Below are 22076 nucleotides of genomic sequence, written 5' to 3'. Positions count from 1 at the left end.
CACCCCTCAACAGGAGTCACCTGACCATGAAGATCAAGATCTCCGGCATCGAACTGCGCCGGATCGCGATGCCGCTCGTCGCACCGTTCCGCACCTCCTTCGGCGTCGAGACCAGCCGCGACGTACTGGTGGTCCGCGTCGTCACCCCCGACGGCGAGGGCTGGGCCGAATGCGCGGCCATGTCCGAGCCCCGCTACTGCTCCGAGTACGTCGACGGCGCACAGGACGTCCTGCGCAAGTTCCTCATCCCCGCCCTGCCGAAGGACGGCGTGGACGCTGCCGCCGTGGGACGGGTGCTGGAGCCCTTCACCGGCCACCACATGGCGAAGTCCGCGCTGGAGACCGCGGTTCTGGACGCCCAACTCCGCGTCGCGGGCGAGTCCTTCGGCTCCTACCTCGGCGCCGCCCGGGACCGCGTGCCCTGCGGCGTCTCGGTCGGGATCATGAACTCCGTTCCGGAGCTGCTCGACGCCGTCGACCGCTACGTCGCCGAGGGCTACGTCCGCATCAAGCTGAAGATCGAACCCGGCTGGGACATCGAGCCGGTCCGCGCCGTCCGCGAACGCTTCGGCGACGACCTCCTCCTCCAGGTCGACGCCAACGCCGCCTACACCCTCGTGGCCGCCCAGCACCTGGCCACACTCGACGCCTTCGACCTGTTGCTGATCGAACAGCCCCTCGCCAACGACGACATGGTCCAGCACGCCCAGCTCGCCAGAATGCTGCGCACCCCGATCTGCCTGGACGAATCCATCGAGTCCGCCGCCGACGCCGCGGCCGCGATCTCCCTCGGCGCCTGCTCCATCATCAACGTCAAACCGGCCCGGGTCGGCGGCTACCTGGAAGCCCGCCGCATCCACGATCTCGCCCGGGCCCACGGCATCCCCGTCTGGTGCGGCGGCATGCTCGAAACCGGCATCGGCCGCGCCGCCAACGTCGCCCTCGCCGCCCTGCCCGGCTTCACCCTCCCCGGCGACACCTCCGGCTCCCATCGCTACTTCGCCACCGACATCACGCCCCCCTTCGTCCTCTCCGACGGCCACCTCGACGTCCCCACCGGCCCGGGCCTCGGCACCGAGCCGCTCACCGAACTCCTCGACGAGGTCACGACCGCAAGGGAATGGATAGCCCTCTAACGACAGCCAAGGAGGCCCGTCCCCGTCACCGTGCCTGCCAACCACCCGACGGAGAAACAAAGTTGACGTCACGCTGCCTGACTGCCGCTTACACGAGGCGGAGGACCTCGACCGGATCTGGAACCTCTCCTTGACCGGTCCTGCCGTCACCGGTCCTGGCCACGCCGTGCTCGCCCGGCTCGGCGGACGCGGCACAGACCCGCAGCTCCGCTCGGACCGGCCGCTGCCGACCGCACCGCGGTGGCCGCTCCCACCAGTTCCTGGCTGGAACTGACGGAAGGCGGCGACGGCGGCGGAGATGAAGTGCCGAAGGCCCGTTCCAATCGTCATGGTCACGGCGTCCGACGTCCTCCCCAAGCTCTTGCTTGGGGGTTGCCTAGCAAACCCCTGGATTGACTTGGGTTTCGGTGAGGCTTGATCATCGTTGCAGGGCCCAGGGCGGCAACCCGCCCGCTGCTTTCGCGTGATCCGGACGCGCGAAAGCACGGCGGGTGCCGACCCGCAACGGGCAGAAGCGAAGCCGCCCGTCGCTCGTCCACCGATGGCCCCGGCCGGTCCCCAGCCGCCTCGACCACACCCACCGCACCCACCGCACCCACTGCACCGACCCCGCCCCACACGCCGATCACATCGGTCTCGCAAGGACAGGAGCACAACGTGAGCCCAACCAACCCAAGGGTGGCCGTCCTCGGACCCGGCGGCGTCGGCGGTCTGATCGGCGCACTGCTCGCCCGTGACGGACACCGCGTCCTCTGCCTGGCCGGCGAGCAGACCGCAGACACGCTGCGCAGGGACGGCCTGCGCGTCGAGAGCACCCAGTACGGGAACTTCACCGCAGAGGTGGAGGCCAATACCTGTCTGCGTGAGCCGGTGGACGCCGTCTTCGTCACGGTCAAACAGACCGCCCTGGACGAGGCGCTGGAGCGGGTACCGGCCGACAGCCTCGGCGACGCGTTGGTGATCCCGTTGCTCAACGGCCTCGACCACCTCGCGGTACTCCGCCGGCGCTACCCCTCGGCCAGGGTCGTCGCAGGCACGATCAAAGTCGAGGCCACCCGCACGGCACCCGGCCGCATCGTCCACACCAGCCCCTTCGCCCACCTCGAACTCGCGGCACCCCCCAACGGGTCCGGGCCGGCGAGCGGCGGGTCCCCGACGCCCCTCGACCGGCTCGCGGACTGTCTGCGGCAGGTCGGTCTCGGGGTGACGCTGCGCACCGACGAGACCGCGATGATCTGGGACAAGCTCGCTTTCCTCGCCCCGTTCGCCCTGCTCACCACCCGCTACGGGGCCGACCTCGGAGCCGTCCGCAGTGAGTGGAGAGCAGAACTGGTCGCCGTGCTCGACGAGATCACCGCCGTGGCGCGGGCCGCCGGCGCGCCGATGACCGTGGAGACCCTGCTGTCGTTCTTCGACGGCGCGCCGGAGGCGATGAAGTCCTCGATGCAGCGTGACGCCGAGGCCGGACGTCCGCTCGAGCTCGACGCCATCGGGGGAGCCGTGCTGCGGGCCGGGACCGCCCACGGCATCGAAACCCCCGCCACGGCCCGCCTGGTGGCAGAGGTGGCCCGTACCGCACACGAGGTGGCGTAATGCAGCGCATCGGCCCGTTGGACGAGGAGCCGCCGGTAAGCGGCTCGGGGCGTGTGACAGCCTGGCCGGACATCGAGGACTTCCTGCGCGCCCGCGGTGCCGGTCGGATGCCCCATCCCGGAGGGACACTCCTGCAACACCTGAGGCGCGTCGCGCACCTACTGGGCGAGTGGGGCGCCGACCCGACCGTGCAGGTCGCGGGGCTGTGCCACGCGGCGTACGGAACCGACGGGTTCGCCCAAACCCTGCTGGACGTCACCGAGCGCCCGGTCCTGGCCCAACTGATCGGCGAACGGGCAGAAGCGCTGGTCCACCTCTACGCCAGCTGCGACCGCGAAGTCGTCTATCCACGGCTGGGGTCCGAACGCCCGATCCGCTTCCGCAACCGCTACACCGGCCAGGACCACACCCCGCCGGAGCCGGACATCCGTGCGTTCCTGGAGATCACCGCCGCCAACGAACTCGACGTGGTGACGCACAACGTCGACTTGGCCGAGCGTTACGGCCCATCCCTCCACCGGCTGTTCGCCCGCTCGTACGACCTGCTGTCCGCCCCGGCCCGGGACGCCTGCGAGCACCACCTCGGCCGGTACGCCGACGGGGTGTAGCCACCCGCACCACCTCCAACGTCATATACAACTACCCTGCCGAGGAACAGAACTGATGGCCTGACAGGAGAAGACCTCGCATGCCAACCAAGCTGACCACGGTCGTCATCGAGGCGTCGGACCCACTGCGCCTGGCCCGCTTCTGGGCACAAGCCCTGGAAGGGGAACCCACCGCCGACGTTTCGATCGCCGACGGCCCGATCGCCGACGGTACGGGCATCCGTCCGCACGGCGGGGGCGACCTCGGCCTGCTGTTCGTCCCCTCCGTACGGCCGAAGACCGCGAAGAACCGGGTACACCTCGATCTCGCGGGTGACGCGGACGAAGTGCGGCGCCTGCTCGCCCTGGGCGCCACCTGCCTGGACATCGGGCAGGGCGCGGTCCCGTGGGAGGTGCTCGCCGACCCGGAAGGCAACGAATTCTGCGTCCTGCCCAGGGCGGACTCCCACGGACGGCTCGCCCAGATATGCCAGGACGCCGCCGATCCGAGCAGCCAGGGCCGGTTCTGGGCGGAGGCGAGCGGCTGGTCCATCGTGGACGAGGGTGACTGGGGTGTCCGTCTCACCTCGGCAGTGGGCGACGGCCCCACGCTGGTCATGGGCCCGCCAGTGGCACCCAAGGCGGGCCCGAACCGCATGCAGCTGGCCCTCACGGCCAGTGCCGACAGCGATCCCTCGGCCGAAGTGAACCGCCTGCTGGACGCCGGCGCCTCACCCGTGGACATCAGAAGGGAAGACATCGGCAGGAACCAGTCACGCCGACAACTGCTCGTCGACCCCGAAGGCAACGAGTTCCTCCTTCTCGGCCCCTCGCAAGCCGAGCAACCGGGCGCTTGACGCAGGAGACGACGCAGGCCACCGGTCACGCCGCATCCAGCGGAGCACACCCCCCTGCTCCAGGAAAGATGACCTAGCCGTCCTCCCGGCCGGGAAGTGGAGCCCCCTGGAGAAAAGCCCGGTAAGCGTCTGCGGCGTCGTCCTCTATGGTCGGCCCTTCCGGTCCGTAGCGGGTGTCGCTCCGGTCGCGTTTCGGTCCAGAGATCCAGAAATCCTCATGGGTTTCGACGTCGTAGAAGTTTGCGGCGGACAAGCCGAGGCCGGTAGCCCGCCGCAGGGTCCGCCCTTGGAAGTAGGCCGTTTTCCAGGTTTTGGAGAAGTCCACCCACCCGATCCACGAGGGTCCGCGATCGGTGTCGTAGCCCGTTTTGAGCTGCACGAACATGATTCTGCGAGGCATGGCCCCAGCTTGACCGATCGTCCTGCTCCAGCAAACCGATTTCGTCGATCGACTTCCCGCATGCCACCGGCACGTCCACCACCGATCGGCTCAGCGGAGTTCGCTCGCCAGCAGGCCCATCGTGAACATGTCGTACCACTTGCCGTCACGGCGGAAGACCTGACGGAGGCGGCCCTCCTCGACGAAGCCGACCTTCTCGTAAACGCTGCGCGCGGCATGGTTCTCCGTGACCACGGTCAGAGTCACCTTGTGCAGGCGCATGTCCTCGAAGCCGTACCGGCACATGGTCCGTACCGCATCAGTGGCGTAGCCCTTGCCCCAATACGCCTTCTCGCCCAGGTAGATATCGAGTTTCGCGATGCCTTTCTCCGGCTCCGCGTCCTGCAGCATGACCAGGCCGATGAGCGTGTCGTCGGCGAGCGCCTCGATACCGAGGAGCACGTCGCCATAAGCGTTGCGGGGGCGCTCCTCCAGCGACCTGCGCACCTGCTCGACCGAGTGGGCATAGGTGTCGTCCATCCACCGCATGACCTCGGGGTCGTGATTCCAGCGCCACAGCGCCTCGGCGTCCGCCGGGCCCATCGCCCGCAGTCTGACCAGTTCTCCGAGTGGCACGCCACCGACCCCTTACACATCCGTGACCTGTGATGAACCCCGAAGTGGTACCACGGCCAAGATCGCTTGCTCAATCGGTTTCCCGGTCAGCCACCAGCGGCCGGTGGCGTGTGGTGCTCACCAGTGGGCCTTGGCGGTGACGGGCATCAGGGAGCGTGCGGCGCACCGAGGTCGTTGGTGCGACAGCGCGGCAAGTCAGCTGACTGATCAGCTGATTGACCTTCCCCTTGGGGAAGGCCGGAGCATCAGCGGCATGCGCTCCCAGCTGCCTTCCTTCCGCCACCAGGAACTCATACGCCAGGCCAGCGAACACCGGCTGGCTCAGAAAGCCCGGAACAGTCGCCCCCGGGCCAACGCGGCCGACAACCGGCTGCCCTCTCCCAGGCGCCTGCTGTCCTGGCTCCGGGGAGAACGGGCCACGGCCCGCACGCATCACCTGTGCCTCACAGGCATGGGAACCTGCCAAGACGCTTCGGCTCTGGAGCACCAACGGCCCCACACGCCCACGACGACGGCACAGTGCAGATGCTGCGGGTTCAGATACGGTTCTGAGGAGACCCCCAGGTGAGCAGTCTGCTCCGCCTCCCAGATGTCGTGATCCTGCACCGCGGCGAACGCACCGGCATCCCAAGGCGCGAGCATGCCCGCGCCCGTGTGAACGGCCGCCACCGCCTCACGGGTGGGCCCCAAGCCGGCTATCCCGCCGCCCTCCCCGTGCTTGTCGCCAGCCCGAGCGGCCGTTCAGATGCCAGGCATCCGTCACCGAGGCCTTCCGGCATCCGCTCCCAACCCTGTCGCGGGCGAAGAGCAGTGCCGTCACGGCTCGTGAAAAGGAAGGAGGCCCGCCTGCCTGGCGGGTGTGTGGGAGTCAGACCGCCGCGTAGGTGCCCCGCCCCGGACGCGTCACCAGCTTCTGCTGCCTCGCTACGCGATCGAGGGTGTTGCGAACCGATTCGATCTGCCCGGGCGTGGCCTCCCGCCCCAGGGCCGCGTTGATCTCGCGGGCCCGCATCGGCACGCTCGAATTCCTGAGCACGGTGAGCGCAGCATCAATGAGGCTTCCCGCGGCCTCGTCAGCCGGCTGGGCGGTGGCAGCCCGCTTCGCAGCCACCTTCTTCGCCTTCGGCTTTGCGGCAGCGGCGGCCTTCTTGGGCGCCTGGTTCGCCTGGCTCGACTTGTCCGGCGTCGCCTTCTTTGCCGTTGCCTTCTTCGCCGTCGCCTTCTTGGTGTTGCGCTTCTTGGCGGTGCTGGACTTGGCGCGCGTAGTGCCTGCGGAACGAGGCTGTGGTACGACAGACGCCGTTCGGGCCGGTTCGTCGGCCGCTTCAGGCGCGACAGCCGGGTCGGACTCGGGCGAGTCCTGGCGGGCGCTGTCTGCCGGTCCGACTGCGGCAGGCTCCTCTTGCGAAAGGGCCGGTGAGGCGGCGGCGGCCGAGGACTGGCTGGCGGGAGCAGCGGTGCCGGACAGGACGCGCAGGTGCTCCAGGGCCTCGCGGGTGGACCGGACGCGTTGGACCACCCCTTCGAGTTGCTCGCGCAACACCCTTTCCTGCTCCTCAAGCCCCGGCAGGGTGCTTTCGAGGTTTTCGATGGTCTGAACGAGAACGGAATCAGTCATGGGAACGGAGTCAGTCATGCGCTTCCTAACCTCACAGCGATGAGCGTGATCGCACGACACCGTACCGTCCCCACAGTCACAAGGCACGAGGTGAGGCGGTGCTCTTTCGTGTGGACAGTGGGATGAGCGGTGTCGGCGATGTCTGCGGTGTCACAGACTACGAGTGGCTTCCCCGGAATTTCGCTTCCAATCACCAACCTTGCTCACCACGGGGTCGGGACCCGCCTTTTCCGGGGGAGCGAATATCCCACTGGCAGCGTGCAGTCGCCAGGCGGCCGACGTCAGGGGCTCGTGAGGATGACCAGTTGCTGGGTCGCTCGGGTCATCGCGACGTAACGGTCGACCGCCCCTTCGATGCCGTCGCCGAACTCTTCCGGGTTGACGAGGACGACCAGGTCGAATTCGAGCCCCTTCGACAGCTCCGGGGTCAGCGCCCGGACGCGGGACGTCGTCCGGAACGTGGGAGCGCCGATGACGCAGGCGATCCCGTCGGCGTGTGCGGCGAGCCAGGTGTCGAGGAGGGAGTCCAGATCGGATGCGGATCCGTGGCGGACGGGGATGCCGTTGCTGCGGATGGAGGTCGGCACGTTGGCGTCGGGGAGTACGGTGCGGATGACTGGTTCGGCTTGCGCCATGACTTCTTCCGGCGTGCGGTAGTTGATGCTCAGGGAGGCGAGGTTGATCCGGTCGAGGCCGATCCGTTCGAGCCGTTCCTGCCAGGTCTCCGTGAACCCGTGCCTGGCCTGGGCGCGGTCCCCGACGATGGTGAAGCTCCGGGACGGGCAGCGCAGCAGCAGCATCTGCCACTCGGCGTCGGTCAGTTCCTGCGCCTCGTCCACGACGATGTGCGCGAACGGGCCGGCGAGCCGGTCCAGGTCGGCCGTGGGCAGTTCGGACTCGTCGACCAGGCTGACCTGGGCGTCCGCGCCGCGCAGCATCCTCACCAGGCCTTCGCCGTCGTCACCGTCCGCACCGGAGTCGGCCGCGGCCTCGATCAGGTTGTCGACGACCTGCGTCATGCGCTCGCGCTGGGCGGCGAGGATGGCCTCGTGCCGGCGCTTGCGCCGGGCCACCTCCGGGTCGCCGAGCCGCTGCCGTGCCGCGTCCAGGAGCGGCAGGTCGGACACCGTCCAGGCCTGGGGGGCGTCCTTGCGCTGCAGCTTGCGGATCTCGTCGCGGCTGAGCCAGGGAGCGCACATCCGTAGGTAGGCGGGTACCGACCACAGGTCGCCGACGAGGTCGGCCGCTTCGAGCAGCGGCCATGCGCGGTTGAGGGTGGTGACCAGCTCTTCGTCGTGCGCCAGCGACTTCCGGAAGAGGTCGGGCGAGACGTCAACGTTGAGCTTGTCCAGCAGTATGGTGACCAGTTCCGCCCAGACCTGCTCGCGCGCCTCGTTGTGCGGAGTGCCTGGTTCTGGTGCGTCGAACGCCTCGGCCCAGTCGTCGGCGCTCAGCCAGATGTCGGACCAGTCGGTCGTGACCGTCATCCCCTCGGCGGGCGGCTCCTCGTAGAACCTGACGGCCGTCTCGATCGCCTTCACCATGTCCGCGGACGACTTCAGGCGGGCCACGTCCGTGTCGGCCTCAACGGCTGCGGTGGCTCCCTCGGTGACGAGGTCCCGCAGGGTGGCCGTCTGCACGCCCTCCTCTCCGAGACTGGGCAGGACGTCGGCGACGTAGGCCAGGTAGGGCCGGTGCGGTCCGACGAACAGCACCCCACCCCGGCGGTGGTGACTGAGGCGAGGGTCGGAGTAGAGGAGGTAGGCGGAGCGGTGCAGTGCGACGACGGTCTTGCCGGTACCCGGACCGCCGTCCACGACGAGCGCGCCGCGGGACCCCGCGCGGATGATGGCGTCCTGGTCGGCCTGGATGGTGCCGAGCACGTCGCGCATCCTTGCCGAGCGGTTGCTGCCCAGGCTGGCGATGAAGGCCGACTGGTCGTCGAGCGCGGCGTGCCGGTCAAGCCCGTCAGCGGTGAACACCTCGTCCCAGTAGTCGCTGATCCGGCCGTGGGTCCAGCGGTACCTGCGGCGGCTGGCCAGACCCATCGGGTTGGCGTGGGTGGCTCCGAAGAACGGTTCGGCGGCGGGGGAGCGCCAGTCGACCAGCAGCCGACGCCCTGTGCTGTCGGTGAGGCCAAGTCGTCCTATGTACACGGGCTCGGGGTGGTCCGCGCTGACCATGTGCCCGAGGCACAGGTCCAAGCCGAAGCGACGAAGTGCGCGTAGGCGAGCGGTCAGCCGGTGGATCTCCGTGTCCCGGTCCATCGCCTGCCGGCCCATGCCGCCGGGCGCCTTGCGCTCGGCATCGAGGCGGTCGGACAGCTCGGCGATCGTCTGCTCAAGGCTCTCCGCGATGGCCGCGAAGTGCTGCTCGTCGCCGGCGATCAGCGCCGGGTCGGCCTTGGGGGAGAGATGGTCGGGAAGGTCAAACACGCTGGTGGTCAGCGGGTTCACGGCATTGGCTCCGATCTGAGGTCGCTTCGCTCGCGACCGTTGCGCGCGGCAAGGAGTCTGGAACTGGTGTGACGAGCCTGGTGGCCGTGACGTCGTGACGCCGTGACGCCTTGAGGCCAAGACGCCGTGACGCTTCGGCCGGCGTGGCCCCGTGGCGTTGTCGGTTGTTCGGTTCAGCTCGCCAGGGGTTGCAGGTGCTTGGGTTCCGGATACGTCGACAACAACACCCGCACTGTGCGACACCCATTTGTCGTAGGTTTTGGCTTCGGCCGGTGATTCTGCGGCATGAAGGGGGCCTTGCCGCAAGGCCCCCCGTGCGCTATATGTTGAGAGTGGCAAGGAGTGGGTAACTCCTTGCCTTTGTCTTTTGCCTGCCCGGTCCGCCCGGTGAAGGCGGCCCCCCTCGCCGACGTGGGCGTCGTCCTGGCCACCACCATCGATCCGACCCGGCTTCCGGCGGAGGTACGCGCGGGCCTCGGCGCCGCGGAAACCCCCCATCAGGCTTGGCGGGAAGCCCGCACCGCCCTCCGTCTCCTTCGTTCGGACTCGCGGAGGCCCTTCAGCCTTGCGGGAGGCACTTCGGTCTCGTGGCGGCACTTGCCAAGGCCACCCGAACATCCCCTATCCTCGTACAGTGTACGTAATAAGGAGGGGGAACATGTCCGCACGCATGTCCGCACGCATGCCTGGCACCACGGCCAGGCCGTCCTGGGTGCCGCCTAAGGGAAAGCCGCCACTGTCCTCACGGATGATGAGGGCGACGTGGCGCGGTCTCCCGGCCAAACTGCATGACGCCGGATGGGAGCCGGGACTGGTCGTGCCGGCCGCCGACGGCACTCCGCTGATCACGGACCACTACTTCCCGCGTGCCGAGGGCGACTTCCCCACCCTCCTGGTGCGCTCGCCGTACGGCAGGGGCCTGCCGTGGTCCCCCATGTACGGCATGCTCTTCGCCGAACAGGGCTTCCACGTGGTCCTGCAGAGCTGCCGCGGTACCGGCGGCTCAGGCGGTGAGTTCGGTCCGTGGCGCGACGAGGCCGCCGACGGCCAGGCCACGGTGTCCTGGCTGCGCGAGCAGCCCTGGTTCAACGGAACACTGGGGACGGTCGGACCCAGTTACCTCGGATACGTGCAGTGGGCCCTTGCCGCGGACCCGCCACCGGAGCTGAAGGCGATGGTGGTGCAGATGGGGTTGCACGATCCATGTGCCTTCTTCTACACGGACGGTGTGCTCCACCTGGAGAACGCCCTGGCCGTCGGCGCAGGCATGACGTATCAGCACCAAGGCATCGCACCGCTGCTGAAAGCGAGCCTGCGTCTGCACAGACGCCTGCGCGAGATCACCACCGCGCGGCCGCTGCGCGGCGCACACGTAGCAGCGCTTGGCGAAATCCCTTGGTTGGACGACGTATTGACGCACCCGGATGCCGATGATGCGTACTGGCACGGCACATCGGTGGCCGAGTCAGCGGATCGACTGAAGGTGCCCACAAGCCTGATCGGCGGGTGGCACGACGTGCTGCTCGACCAGAACCTCGAACAGTACGGCCGACTGCGCCGGGCCGGCTGCGAGACCGCCCTGCTCCTCGGCCCCTGGACCCACACCTCCGCGATGCAACAAGGGTGGCCGGAGGTGTTCGCCGAGAGCCTCGCCTGGCTGCGCGCCCACCTGAACGGCGATCCCTCCGGCCTCCGCCCCACAAGGGTGCGCGTGCACGTCGGTGGCGAAGACGGTTGGCGGGACATCGATGACTGGCCGCCGGCCCCGGCCGTCACGCCATGGTTTCCCCTCGCGCAGGGCCTTCTCACCCAGCAGGCACCCACGGACTGCGCACCACTGACGTCGTTCCGATACGACCCGGGTGACCCTACCCCGTCCGTTGGCGGCCCTCTGCTCTCCCGCACCGCCGGCCCTCGCGACAACGGCACCCTGGAGGCACGCGACGACGTACTGACGTTCACCGGCCCGCCGCTCACCGAGCCCGTGGACATACTCGGCCCGGTCTCCGCGCGGTTGACCATCTCCACGGACACCGGCCACGCCGACGTCTTCACCCGCCTGTGCGACGTGGACCCCCAAGGCCGCTCCGTAAACATCTGTGACGGGCTGGGCCGGCTGCGGACAGGCGAACAGACGCCCTCGGAGGTCACCGTGCCGATGAGCTCCACCGCCCACCGCTTCGCCGCCGGCCACCGCATACGCTGGCAGATCAGCGGAGGCGCCCATCCGCGCTACGTCCGCAACCTCGGCACCGGGGAATCGCCGTTGGACACCACCACTTCCGTACCGGTGCGCATCACGCTCCACACGGACTCGGCATTGATGCTGCCCCGCGGCTTCGGACCCACGTAGTTCTCCAGCCCGGCGGGGATGGCTGACGAGCCGGGCCGACTGGCCCGGCTCACTCCGCGTATCGACAGCTATGACGGGTTCCCCGGATCTGTCGGGGCGTCATCATGAGGTCAGTGAGCGGATGATCCCGTGGATCTTCGTTCTCCTGCATTACCTGCTGTGCTGGGGAAGGCTGCTCGCAGGAGCTACCCGAGTGATGACGCGCGCACGTGCTTACCTCACACTGCCTTCTGAACGAGCCGCTGGGTCTGCGACGCGGTGACGCGCCTGACGATGAGGACCAGCAGGACACCGGCGGCTGCATCGAGCACCGTGCTCAGGGTGGACAGTTTCGCGGCGCTCAGCAGACTCTCCTCGGTGATCTCCTCGGACAGGTAGATCCGCGTGACGGCCCGGCCGATGACGGTGCTCACCAAGAGCGGCGCCCACCAGGCCATGACCAGGCCACTGGAAACCGGCCGCCGAGTTGCGCTGGCCCGCCAGATGTCCGACAGGACCTGGTACGGAACCCACAGGTTGGCCACCGGGGTGAACCAACCGGCCACGACCCAGCCCCGGGCTCGACGCTGCCCGTCGGCACCGCCCAACAACTCGGCGTTGACCCGCGCCCGCCACAACCAGACCAGGAACACCACACCGGCCGAGATCCACACCACGACCGTCGGGATCGACACCAACTGCCCGAACGAGTCGGCCGCTTCGAGGTCCGCGATCGTCGCCGCCCCGGCCTTGTAGTCGTGGACCACCAGGTAGTTGCGCCAGTCGGACACCGAGCCCAAGACCTCACCCACGAGCACCAGCAAGATCAGTGTCGCCGCTGCGGTGGCCGGGCCGGTCACCCTCCTGGACCGTTCCGGACCGGCCGGGGCCGTGCTCGCCGGCGTAGCCTGCTGTGGATCGTCCATGATTCCCCCGAATCCCGCGCAATCGCAGAACAATCCTTGGGGCGGATGCTACTCCTCGGCGCCTCACGCGTCCCCCTCTCTCCACTTTCAGGGGCGTATTCGGGGACCTCTGCCCGCCGCCCCAGAACGGTGAAAGTACCGCGGAGGCAGTACCGAGGTGATCTCCGCCGCGGCTGCCCGACCGGGTGGGCGAGCCGGGACAGGCCGGCCCGGCCTTGACCGGCGGGCAGCCCGGGCCCGGGCACGGCCCTCAGCCATGCCGCGACGGCGGTGCGGACCGGCTCGGACCGGCTTGGCCTCAGCCATAGGACGGTTCGGTCAGTGGTCGAAGAGCGGCAGTGCCCGGAACACGAGCCAGGACAGCAGGGCCAGGGCCACGACCAGCGCAAAGCCCTTCCACAATGCCGTCTGCATGGCGACGACGCCCTTCCAGACCAACATCCGTCTACGGACCCCTACCGACGCCAGAGCGGCCTTCACGGCGCGGACCACCTGGTGCGCGGGCGTGCTCAGGGGGGTCATCCAGGTCCGACCGGCCTTTCGCACGCCGGCCGTGAGGGACGCGAGCGCGCCTCGTCGGGTCGTGGTGCCGGGCCCGGGCCCCACCGGGTGCACCTTGGGCGTCCCCTCAGGGGCGAAGGCGATGACGGCGGAGATCCAGGAGTCGCCCGCGACCACCTCGTCCAGTCGGGACGGCGTCGGCAGATGTTCGTCCAGCCGCGCGGCCACGTCCGGCTGTCCGCCGGGCGCCAGCAGGACCAGCTTCCGCGCGGGCTGAGTGGCACGGGCCTGCTCGACCTCCCACCACAGTCCCTCGCCCGACCCCAGGCCCAGCACGATGAGTTGGGACAGTTCCATCAGCCGCAGGACCACAGGCTGCCAGTCGTCCTGCGGCAGATAGAACCGTGCCGCGCCCAGGCGCGGCAGCGGCTCCCCGGGTTTGCCCACCGCAATGACGGGGCCGAAGGCGCTCAACGCCCCGGCGAGCTGCTCCTCCCGCGAATGGATGTTGACCGGCACCCCGTCGTCGACCGAGGCCGCCGTGTCGTCGTCGGCGAAGCTGCGCAGGTAGAGCACGGGCTTACGGCCGTCGGCCAGCAAGGCCTGGGCCGCACTGCGCGCCGAGCGGGGGCGGCAGTGGCGCAGGATCAGGACACTGGCGCCCAGCGCGACCAGGCCACCGAGCAGCAAGAGCACCTGGGTCTCCAGCGGCATCGTGTAGCCCCGCTGCTCCGACGTGGCGGCCGCGACGGAGCCCGTCGCGAACAGCCCGTATCCGACCCAGCTGCCCGCCAGGAACACCGGTCGCCGCCACCACGGTTGATGCGGGACGAACTGGCTGACCACCTCGACGATCTCCGCGGCGCCGGACCGGCGACGCCGTCGCAGCCGGAGCACCGGCACAAGTAGCGCCCCGGCGGGCACCGCCCAGTACAGCGCGACCGCGGTCGACGAGCTGAGTTCCCGGTCGAGCCGCGCCTGATCCCGTTCGATCTCCGTCGCCAGCCCTGCGACCTCCTTGCGGGCCAGGGAAACCCTGCCTTGGTCGGCGTGTTCGGCGGCGGAGGAGATCACGGAACGGCTTCTCCCGGAGGGGGCGTTCTCGCTGAACCACGCGTCGATGCGCCGGATTTGCGCGCGTGCGGGCTCCTCTTCGTCGGCGTAGCGGTCCAGGGCCGCGACGAACGCTGCGGCCTGCGTAGGGGCCTCGCGGAAACGGTCACGGGCCCGCAGGTCCAGACATGCGGTGACCGCCAAGTGCAACGCGATGTAGATCGTGACGGCCGCGATCGCCGTGACCAGTCGGGCGATCGCCCGTAAACCGGAGGACACCCCAACCCCCTTGATTCCTTTGGCAGATCACCGCCGTCAGGCGCCGATTGCGTCCAGTGGTACCACCTCGGCCCACAGGCCGTCGCCGGTTTCCGGTCACAGCCCTGACGCAAGCTCCACCGGGAGGCCCCTTCCAGTGGGTCGAGTCGACGTAAGAGCGCGCTCGTGCCACGCGCCGGACCACGCAACCTTCGCGCGCGGCCATTCGGATGACGCTTCTCCGGAGACATTGCCGGTCCCGTCACCCTGGTGGGTTACTTGGTGCGTCCAATCCGGTGAGCCGCCCATCTTCTCCGGGGGAGCAAGTGACGGCGGTCTCTGTTCGCTTGCCGGTTTGGAGCCCCAGCCCCGCACCGGTCCCACGACGGCGATCCCTTACCGGTTCCCTCGGCAGGGGACCTGCGTCGTCCACCTGTGCTGCGTGTCAGCAGGGGTGGGAGCAGCGGCTCGCATGACCGCTTGGGGGCGTCATGCCAACTGCCCGTGTTCTTCGGTCGGCACTCGTCGTCTGTTCCCTGACCGCGGCTCTGCTGGCCGTACCGGTCACCGCCCATGCCCAGATCCCTGTTCTGTGCAGCGAAAGCGCGCTGGTGGCCGCCGTCAACGCGGCGAACGCGGCAGGCGGAGAAACCCTGGCCCTGGCTCCGTTCTGCACGTACTCGCTCACCACTGCTCACGGCAGTGCGTCGGACGGGCCGGTCGGGCTGCCACCCATCACCACCTCGATCACCATGGCGGGGCTGGGAACGGTCATCGCCCGTGACCCGTCAGCACCGGCCTTCCGGGTGCTGGAGGTCCAGGGCGACGGCAACGTTCCGGGAGCCAACGGCCAGCTCACACTGGCCGCGATCACCATCCGGGGCGGTAACGCGCCCGCTCCCTACCCTGGCGGCGGCATCACCGACCGAGGCGGCGCGGTGACCCTGGTGTCCAGTTCGGTCACCGGCAACAGCGCCGTGGCCGGCGGCGGCATCTACGTCGACAACGGGTCGGTGTCCCTGACGGCCAGCAGCGTCACCGGAAACTCCGCCACCTCCGCCGGTGGCGGCATCTACCGCAACTCCGGCCTGGTGAGCCTGCTGGTCAGCGACGTCAGCCGGAACGCGCCCAACAACTGCGCCCCCGCGGGGAGCATCCCGGGCTGCGCGGGCTGACGGCTCCGCCTGACCGGTACCACCTGACAGCCGGACGGCACCACCGGCTCGCCGCGGCATCCGGCCCGGCGCATCGCCGTGCACAGCAGAGCGCCCGGTCCCACGGGCCATCCACCCGTCCCTCCATGACGAGAAGAGGCAATCATGCCCATCAGCCCCAACCAAGGCTCCACCGGTGGTGGGACAACCGTCACCATCACCGGTACCAACCTCGCCGGCGCCACTGCCGTCCACTTCGGTACGAAGCTGGGCACGATCACGGCCAACACCCCCACCTCGGTCACGGTCATCTCCCCCTCCGGGACGGGGACGGTCAACGTCACCGTGACCACACCAGGCGGGACCAGCAACCCGCTGCCCTTCTTCTACGTCGGGGCGCCGTTCAAGTCGAGCCTGAGTCCGGTCACCGGCCCCACCGCGGGCGGCGATACCGTCACCATCACTGGTACCGGGTTGTCCACGGCCACCTCCGTCGCCTTCGGCGCGGCCTCCGCGGCGCCGACCGTGGTCAACGACAGCCAGCTCACCGTCACCGTGCCGCCCGGGGCGGCGGCAGGGTCGGTCGGCGTCAGCGTGACCACTGCGGGCGGCACCAACAACGGGCTGTCGTACACCTACGTCGACGCTCCCACCGTCATCTCCCTGACACCGACGGCCGGGCCGACTTCCGGCGGGACCGGAGTGACCATCACCGGCACCCAGCTGACCACCACACAGTCGGTCTCCTTCGGCGGTGCCCCGGCGCCGTTCGACGTCATCAATGACACCACCATCTCGGCCGTCACCCCGCCCGGTCCCGCCGGCGCCGTGGACGTGACGGTCGTCACCACAGGCGGAGCAGCAACCGCTGCGGGCGCCTTCACGTACACCGCAGGGCCCGGCATCTGACATACGGGTCGCTGAGCCTGGCCCCCCGGCCAGGCGCGCGGGGGCCTCCCCGGATCCCCCCAACCCTCACCGGGCAGGCCCCCGCGCATTCCCCTCGTCACAGGCACCGGACCGGCCTTCTCGCGGGCCCGGCGCTCGCACCGGCCGGCACATTCCCGAAGGAGCGGACCCCTTGAACGCCTCCCGATACCTGCCGAAGAGGTCCTCCGCGCTGGCCGTGCCCCCGCCCACCGTCCTCTCCGTATCGCCCGGTTCGGGGTCCGTCGCGGGAGGGACGAGCGTGACGGTGACCGGCACGAACTTCTCCGGAGCCAGCAATGTGCGCTTCGGGGCGAACGCGGCAATGTCCTTCACGGTCGACTCCGATACCCGGATCACCGCCGTCGCGCCGCCCGGGACCGGGACGGTTCAGGTGACCGTCACCACCCCCGCGGGCATCAGCTCTCAGTTCGTCACGTACGCGTACACGCAGGTGACCGGGCCGGTGCTGAGTTCCGTGACCCCGCCGTCCGGTCCGGCTGCGGGTGGGACGGCGGTGACGCTGACGGGATCGGGACTGTCCAGTACGACGGCGGTGCGGTTCGGTTCGACGGTTGCGCCCTCGTTCACGGTGGTCTCCGACACACAGGTCACGGCGGTGGCCCCGGCGGGTTCGGGCACCGTGCAGATCACGGTGACGACGTCCGGTGGGACGAGCAACGGGGTGGCGTACGCATACGGGTCGGTACCCGTCGTCAGCGGTGCGAGCCCGAATCAGGGGCCAGTCTTCGGTGGGAACACCGTGATCCTGACCGGCAGTAACTTCTTGGGAGCGACTGCGGTCACCTTCGGCACCACAACAGCCACCAGCTTCACGGTCGACTCCCCGACCCGGATCAGCGCTGTCGTTCCCCCAGGAGCGGCCGGAGCGGTGCAGATCACCGTCACCGGTCCCGGCGGAACGAGCGCTCCCGGTGCTACGTACTTCTACCTCGCCGCTCCGGTCCTCAGCAGCGTCACACCGGCGTCAGGCCCCCTGGGCGGCGGCATCAGCGTGACGTTGACGGGCAGCCACTTCCTCAACGCGACAGCGGTGCGTTTTGGAGCTGCGGCAGCCTCCTTCACGGTCGTCTCGGACACCCGGATCACCGCGGTCGTGCCGCCGGCCTCCACCGCCGGTGCGGTCCAGGTGACCGTCACCACTCCTGGCGGGACCGGCGGAGACCTCACCTATGAGTACCTCGCGGCACCCGTATTGACGGCGCTGAGCCCGGTAGTAGGGCCCGTGTCCGGTGGTGACATCGTCACGCTGACCGGCAGTGGGTTCGCCCGGACGACATCGGTGCGCTTCGGCACCGTGACCGCCGCGTTCACCGTGGTCTCCGACACCGCGCTCACCGCCACGGCCCCGCCCGGACCACCAGGGCCGGTCGGCGTCACCGTCACCACCCCGGGCGGTACCAGCCCCGCCCGGACCTACTCCCGAGTACCTCCCCCCACCATCTGAGCCCGTCATGCAAGAGGTGACGCATGAGGAAGACGAAAGAGCGAAGCGAGAGGGTCGCCGCCCTCCGCGCCGATTACCGCAGTGAGCTGGCCGAAGGCCTGGAGCGGTTCTTCGAACCCCGGCGAACAGTGTGCCCCTGGTGCGCCTCCGACCGTCTGCGCCGGCGGCTGCGCAGCCCCGATCACCTCCAGCAGAAACCGGGGGTCTTCGTGCTCGATCAGTGTTGCGGCTGCGGGCACGTCTTCCAGAATCCCAGGCTCAATGCGCAGGGGCTGGAGTTCTACTACCGGGACTGCTACGACGGCCTGGGACAGGCGACGATGGCGCGACTGGCCTCCTCGCCCCTCGCGAACAGGCTCTACCGGTCACGCGCCCGCGCGCTGCTGCCGCACGGCCGCCCGGCACTGTGGCTGGACGTGGGAACCGGCCAAGGCCACTTCTGCGCCGTGGCCCGAAGGATTCATCCCGACACCGAGTTCCATGGACTCGACCAGGGCGAGGGCGTGCTGCGCGCCGCACGTGAGGGCCGCATCGCACGGGCCTACCGAGGCTCCTTCACCGAACTGAGCCAGCGGCTCGCCGGACGGTACGACGCGGTGAGCATGTACCACTACCTCGAACACACTCCGGCACCGCGACGAGAACTGGCCGCAGCGCACCGGGCGCTCCGCGTGGGCGGCCATCTGCTGATCGAGGTCCCCGACCCCCAGTCCCTCTCCGCCCGTCTGCTCGGCCGCTGGTGGGGTCCTTGGCTGCAGCCCCAGCACCTGCATCTCCTTCCGCTGGCGAACCTCTGCGAGGCGTTGGGTGAGCACGGGTTCACGGTGGTGTCCGTCGATCGGCGTGAGCCACACGTACCCACCGACCTCACCTCCGCGGCGGCCAACCTGCTCAAGGCCGTTCTGCCGCCCGAGGATCTGCCCTGGAGGCCCAGGAGACCGGGCCCGTTCAGTCGCTGGTCCCGCAGAGCGATGTTGCTGCAGACCGCACCCAACCTGGTCGTCCTTTTCGCACTGGACCTTCTGTTGGCGCCCCTCATCCGCCGCACCCGGCTGTCCAACGCCTACCGGGTGATCGCGCGCCGTAACTGATCAAGCGCAACACGCCCGCCAATGAAGGGAGTTGGCCATGCGTGTACTCATTGCTTCCGCGGGTTCGCACGGGGACGTGGCCCCGTACACCGGCCTGGGGACGCGTCTGACGGCAGCCGGGCACGAGGTGGTGGTGGCGACGCACGAGCGCTCCGCCGCGCTGGTCCGCCGCTGTGGACTCGGCTTTCTTCCGCTGCCGCTCGACCAGGGCACGACAACCGGCCCCGGCACGCGGCGCTCACCACCCAAGGCCGGCCTCTCCGCGAGCCAACAGCTCCGTATAGTACGGGAGTTGGGACCGGCGATGGCTGATGCGCTGGCGGATGCCTGTGCGGCCGGTGCGGAGATCCTGCTCTTCTCCAGCGGCCTGGCACCCTTGGCGCTGGTGGCAGCGGCAGGAGTGGGGCTGCCCAGTATGGGAGTCTTCCTGCAACCGCTGGCTCCCACCAAGGAGTTCCCCCCGGTCGTCTCCGGCCTCCCGTCGTTGGGACCGCTGGGCAACCGGGCGGCAGGCCACTGCGCCCAGTCATTGCTGGTCCGCCTCTACGCACCGGGGGCGCGCCATCTGCGGCGGCGGCTGCACGTCACGGCGCACGCCGTTGAGCGAAGACGGGCGGCATCGCCCGTCTACCACGGTTTCAGCCCCAGGGTCGTACCGAGACCTTCCGACTGGCGGCCGGGCATGGAGGTGGTGGGGTACTGGTGGCCGGCCGAGGAGCCCGACTGGACGCCGGATCCCGGACTGGCCGATTTCCTGGGGGCCGGACCGCCGCCGGTCTACGTGGGCTTCGGCAGCATGAACCTCGGAGACCCGGAGGACCTCGGGCGTCTGGTGGCACGTGCCTTGCGGCTCGCCGGGGTACGCGGTGTGGTGCAGGCGGGCCGGGCCGGCCTGTCCCTCCACGGGGACGATGTGCTGACGATCGGTGCCGTTCCGCACGCACAGCTGTTTCCGCAGGTGGCAGCCGTGATACACCACGCGGGAGCAGGCACCACGGCGGCCGGCCTGCGGGCCGGGGTGCCGGCGGTGCCGGTGCCTGTGATGCTGGACCAGCCGTTCTGGGCGTCCCGTTTGAGGGACCTCGGTGTCAGTCCCGGTGTGCTGCCGGTGCGGCGACTCTCAGCGGAGAGACTGGCGGAAGCCGTGCGGCGCGCCGTACGCGATCCTTGGTACCGCCACCGCGCGCGGCGCCTGTCCGCGCTGATCGCAGCGGAGGACGGCGCCGGACGGGTCCTGGCAGCCGTCGAGCACAGCGACTGAACCACCGTGTCGTTTGCCGGCGTTGGGCCTTAGGCCAAACGGGTGTCTTGTGGTCGGTACCGTTACCTGAGCCGGTCCGCGTTGGTTTACTTGCTTCATCCGAACCGGCGGGCCGCCCATCCCTTCCCCGGGAAGTCGGCGTCCTGACGCCCGCCCGCTCGCGCTCCCAACAGGCAAGCCCTTGGCGGCCGTTGCCCGCTTTCCCGCAGGCCCTTGGAAGGGACCCGGTGTTCCTCCGGCACCCATCATCCTTGCCGCTCGGCGAGGACGACACCTGTAGGGAGTTCCCCCATGAACCGTGTCCGTATCGCTGCCGCCACCGGGACGTCCGCCGTCGCCATAGCTCTCGCCCTGGGCGTTGCCCCCATGGCATCGGCCGCGCCCGCCAAGGCCGCTGTCTCGGCCTGCGTGAGCGACCTCGAGGCCGCCCAGAACTCCAACAACGCGGCCATCGCGGCGGACCAGGCCAACAACACCAACGCCGCCCGCGTCCAGAACCTGTCCACCACCACCTCGCTGCTCTCGGCGGCGATCGACTGCCTCGGGCAGCCGTCGGGGGTGACGGCCAACGTCCTCACCGCCACGACCAGTAACGTCTCCGCGACGGTGTTCAACCTGCTGGGGGCTTCGGCTGCCGCCCTGAATGCGGAGCAATCGACTGCCGCGGCTATCACCAGCGCTCTGGCCAACGCAAGCTGACCTTTCCGTACATAGCTGGGGGCCCGGGCCGTATGCCCGGGCCCCCACCGCGTTTTCCCTCGGGTTGTCATCGCGCGGAAATGCGCGCTGCGCCGATCGAGTGGGCCGATGTCAAGGACATTGCCCACGGAAAACCCTTCTGGGTTACTGGGGGATGCCTGGTCGGTGGGCCGTCCATCCCCCTCGGGCTTCAGTGGTCGGTCCGCCCGCCAGCCCCCTGCGTGCAGGGCTGTGAGGGAAACCCCGACAGCGTGACGGCCCTCGCACCTCACGAGTGTGTGAACAGGCCTTCTGCGCGCCGCCGGTGTTCTCCTCCGGTACGGCCGGCTGCTGCCAGTGCCCGGATTCCGGGCTCGTGAACCGCATCGTCGCGAGCCGAGCCGGGCGACAACCCGCAGACAGCAGGAGGACTTTCATGTGCACATGCACGAACCAGCCGAATCCGCAGGCGGCCCAGGCGCTGCTCCCGACTCCCCAGCTCTCTCAGCTCCAGCCCCCGCAGATCAAGTTTCCGGGGCTCGGCCCGGTTCTGATCGCCCTGCTGCCCAACTCGGGACCGGTCGACGGTGGTAACACCGTGACGCTGTTCGGACTGGGGCTGGCCGGAACGACCAGCGTGCTGTTCGGGGAGGAAGAGGCGACCATCGTCGGGCAGGATCCCTTCGGGCTGACCGTCACGGTGCAGCCCCCGCCGCAGGACGCAGGTGCCGTGCAGGTCACCGCCACGAACGCGGTGGGCACCACCAACCCGGTGACCTACGTCTACGTCGAGCAGGCCCCTCCGCCCGAGCCGCAGGCGACCGCGATCATCCCCATCTCCGGTCCGTCCGGGGGCGGCACCCTGTTCACCATCGTCGGCTCCGGTCTGCAGAACGCGACCGTGACGTTCGGGGACACGCCCGCGACGGTCCTGGGCGCCGACCCCTCCGGCACGTTCCTGTTCGGTATCACTCCGGCCGGCCCCGACGGCGGCGGCAACGTCCCGGTCGAGGTGACCACACCGGGAGGCAGCGCCACTGTCCCCGGCGGGTTCACCTACCTGTGAGGTAGCGGATTTCCCCAGGGGCATCGCCCCGGGCGTGGTGTCCCCGTCGTCCGGCCCCCGTCCCCCTCCGGGACGGGGGCCGGGCCTTTGCCGGGCACC

The 22076-nt window shown here is 69.5% G+C and carries 18 protein-coding genes; 12 read left to right on the top strand and 6 right to left on the bottom strand.

Translation table 11 applies throughout. The annotated features are described in order from the left end of the window. Positions 1-26: 26 nt before the first annotated feature. From menC to IG62_RS0103620, 4 genes are all read left to right on the top strand, one after another. Positions 27-1136: an o-succinylbenzoate synthase gene (gene menC / locus IG62_RS0103635; protein WP_030797456.1), complete on the top strand. Its 1110-nt coding sequence runs from the start codon at positions 27-29 to the stop codon at positions 1134-1136. Between the two features lie 657 nt (positions 1137-1793). After that, positions 1794-2729, top strand: a complete 936-nt coding sequence (locus IG62_RS0103630; protein WP_030797454.1) for a ketopantoate reductase family protein — start codon at positions 1794-1796, stop codon at positions 2727-2729. Next, positions 2729-3337, top strand: coding sequence for a DUF6817 domain-containing protein (locus IG62_RS0103625; RefSeq protein ID WP_078871790.1), 609 nt, complete (start codon positions 2729-2731; stop codon positions 3335-3337). Before IG62_RS0103630 ends, IG62_RS0103625 begins: the two co-directional genes overlap by 1 nt. Before the next feature lie 80 nt (positions 3338-3417). After that, positions 3418-4173, top strand: coding sequence for a VOC family protein (locus IG62_RS0103620; protein WP_030797450.1), 756 nt, complete (start codon positions 3418-3420; stop codon positions 4171-4173). A gap of 73 nt (positions 4174-4246) precedes the next feature. Here the strand turns inward: IG62_RS0103620 and IG62_RS0103615 are convergent, their stop codons facing one another. The 4 genes from IG62_RS0103615 to helR form a co-directional block, all read right to left on the bottom strand. Then, positions 4247-4558, bottom strand: coding sequence for a hypothetical protein (locus tag IG62_RS0103615; RefSeq protein WP_199812406.1), 312 nt, complete (start codon positions 4556-4558; stop codon positions 4247-4249). Between the two features lie 105 nt (positions 4559-4663). Further along, entirely contained in the window at positions 4664-5188 is a 525-nt protein-coding gene (locus tag IG62_RS0103610; RefSeq protein WP_199812402.1) for a GNAT family N-acetyltransferase, read from the bottom strand. An 868-nt stretch (positions 5189-6056) separates the two neighbouring features. Beyond that, positions 6057-6806, bottom strand: a complete 750-nt coding sequence (locus IG62_RS0103605) for a hypothetical protein (protein WP_030797444.1) — start codon at positions 6804-6806, stop codon at positions 6057-6059. Positions 6807-7087: 281 nt separating this feature from the next. Further along, positions 7088-9262 (bottom strand): RNA polymerase recycling motor ATPase HelR, encoded by a 2175-nt coding sequence (gene helR / locus IG62_RS0103600; RefSeq protein ID WP_030797442.1) that lies wholly within the window; start codon positions 9260-9262, stop codon positions 7088-7090. A gap of 751 nt (positions 9263-10013) precedes the next feature. On the opposite strand from helR, the gene IG62_RS0103595 reads away from it, so the two are divergent. After that, the gene (locus IG62_RS0103595; protein ID WP_199812405.1) at positions 10014-11615 is read left to right on the top strand and encodes a CocE/NonD family hydrolase; all 1602 of its coding nucleotides are present in this window, start codon (positions 10014-10016) and stop codon (positions 11613-11615) included. A 218-nt stretch (positions 11616-11833) separates the two neighbouring features. Here IG62_RS0103595 and IG62_RS0103590 read toward each other — a convergent pair whose 3' ends face one another. Continuing rightward, positions 11834-12406, bottom strand: a complete 573-nt coding sequence (locus IG62_RS0103590) for a DUF4328 domain-containing protein (RefSeq protein WP_234326241.1) — start codon at positions 12404-12406, stop codon at positions 11834-11836. 432 nt (positions 12407-12838) lie between these two features. Further along, a complete protein-coding gene (locus IG62_RS0103585; protein WP_030797435.1) occupies positions 12839-14353 on the bottom strand; it encodes a hypothetical protein in 1515 nt (504 codons plus the stop codon). A gap of 470 nt (positions 14354-14823) precedes the next feature. Here IG62_RS0103585 and IG62_RS0103580 point away from each other — a divergent pair, with 470 nt between their 5' ends. The 7 genes from IG62_RS0103580 (at position 14824) to IG62_RS0103550 (ending at position 21977) form a co-directional block, all read left to right on the top strand. Beyond that, the gene (locus tag IG62_RS0103580; RefSeq protein WP_234326239.1) at positions 14824-15507 is read left to right on the top strand and encodes a hypothetical protein; all 684 of its coding nucleotides are present in this window, start codon (positions 14824-14826) and stop codon (positions 15505-15507) included. Positions 15508-15651: 144 nt separating this feature from the next. Continuing rightward, the gene (locus IG62_RS0103575; RefSeq protein ID WP_030797429.1) at positions 15652-16395 is read left to right on the top strand and encodes an IPT/TIG domain-containing protein; all 744 of its coding nucleotides are present in this window, start codon (positions 15652-15654) and stop codon (positions 16393-16395) included. Between the two features lie 172 nt (positions 16396-16567). Then, positions 16568-17881, top strand: coding sequence for an IPT/TIG domain-containing protein (locus tag IG62_RS44185; protein WP_234326237.1), 1314 nt, complete (start codon positions 16568-16570; stop codon positions 17879-17881). Between the two features lie 23 nt (positions 17882-17904). Beyond that, positions 17905-18972: a class I SAM-dependent methyltransferase gene (locus IG62_RS0103565; protein WP_030797425.1), complete on the top strand. Its 1068-nt coding sequence runs from the start codon at positions 17905-17907 to the stop codon at positions 18970-18972. Between the two features lie 37 nt (positions 18973-19009). After that, on the top strand, positions 19010-20233 hold the full coding sequence (locus tag IG62_RS0103560; RefSeq protein ID WP_030797423.1) for a glycosyltransferase: 1224 nt from the start codon (positions 19010-19012) through the stop codon (positions 20231-20233). Between the two features lie 291 nt (positions 20234-20524). Continuing rightward, on the top strand, positions 20525-20932 hold the full coding sequence (locus IG62_RS44180; RefSeq protein WP_078871788.1) for a hypothetical protein: 408 nt from the start codon (positions 20525-20527) through the stop codon (positions 20930-20932). A gap of 415 nt (positions 20933-21347) precedes the next feature. Beyond that, entirely contained in the window at positions 21348-21977 is a 630-nt protein-coding gene (locus tag IG62_RS0103550) for an IPT/TIG domain-containing protein (protein ID WP_051797508.1), read from the top strand. Positions 21978-22076: the final 99 nt, after the last annotated feature.

The sequence above is a fragment of the Streptomyces sp. NRRL S-337 genome, assembly GCF_000720175.1.
Taxonomy (GTDB): domain Bacteria; phylum Actinomycetota; class Actinomycetes; order Streptomycetales; family Streptomycetaceae; genus Streptomyces; species Streptomyces siderophoricus.
This window is presented reverse-complemented; position numbering and strand designations above follow the sequence as displayed.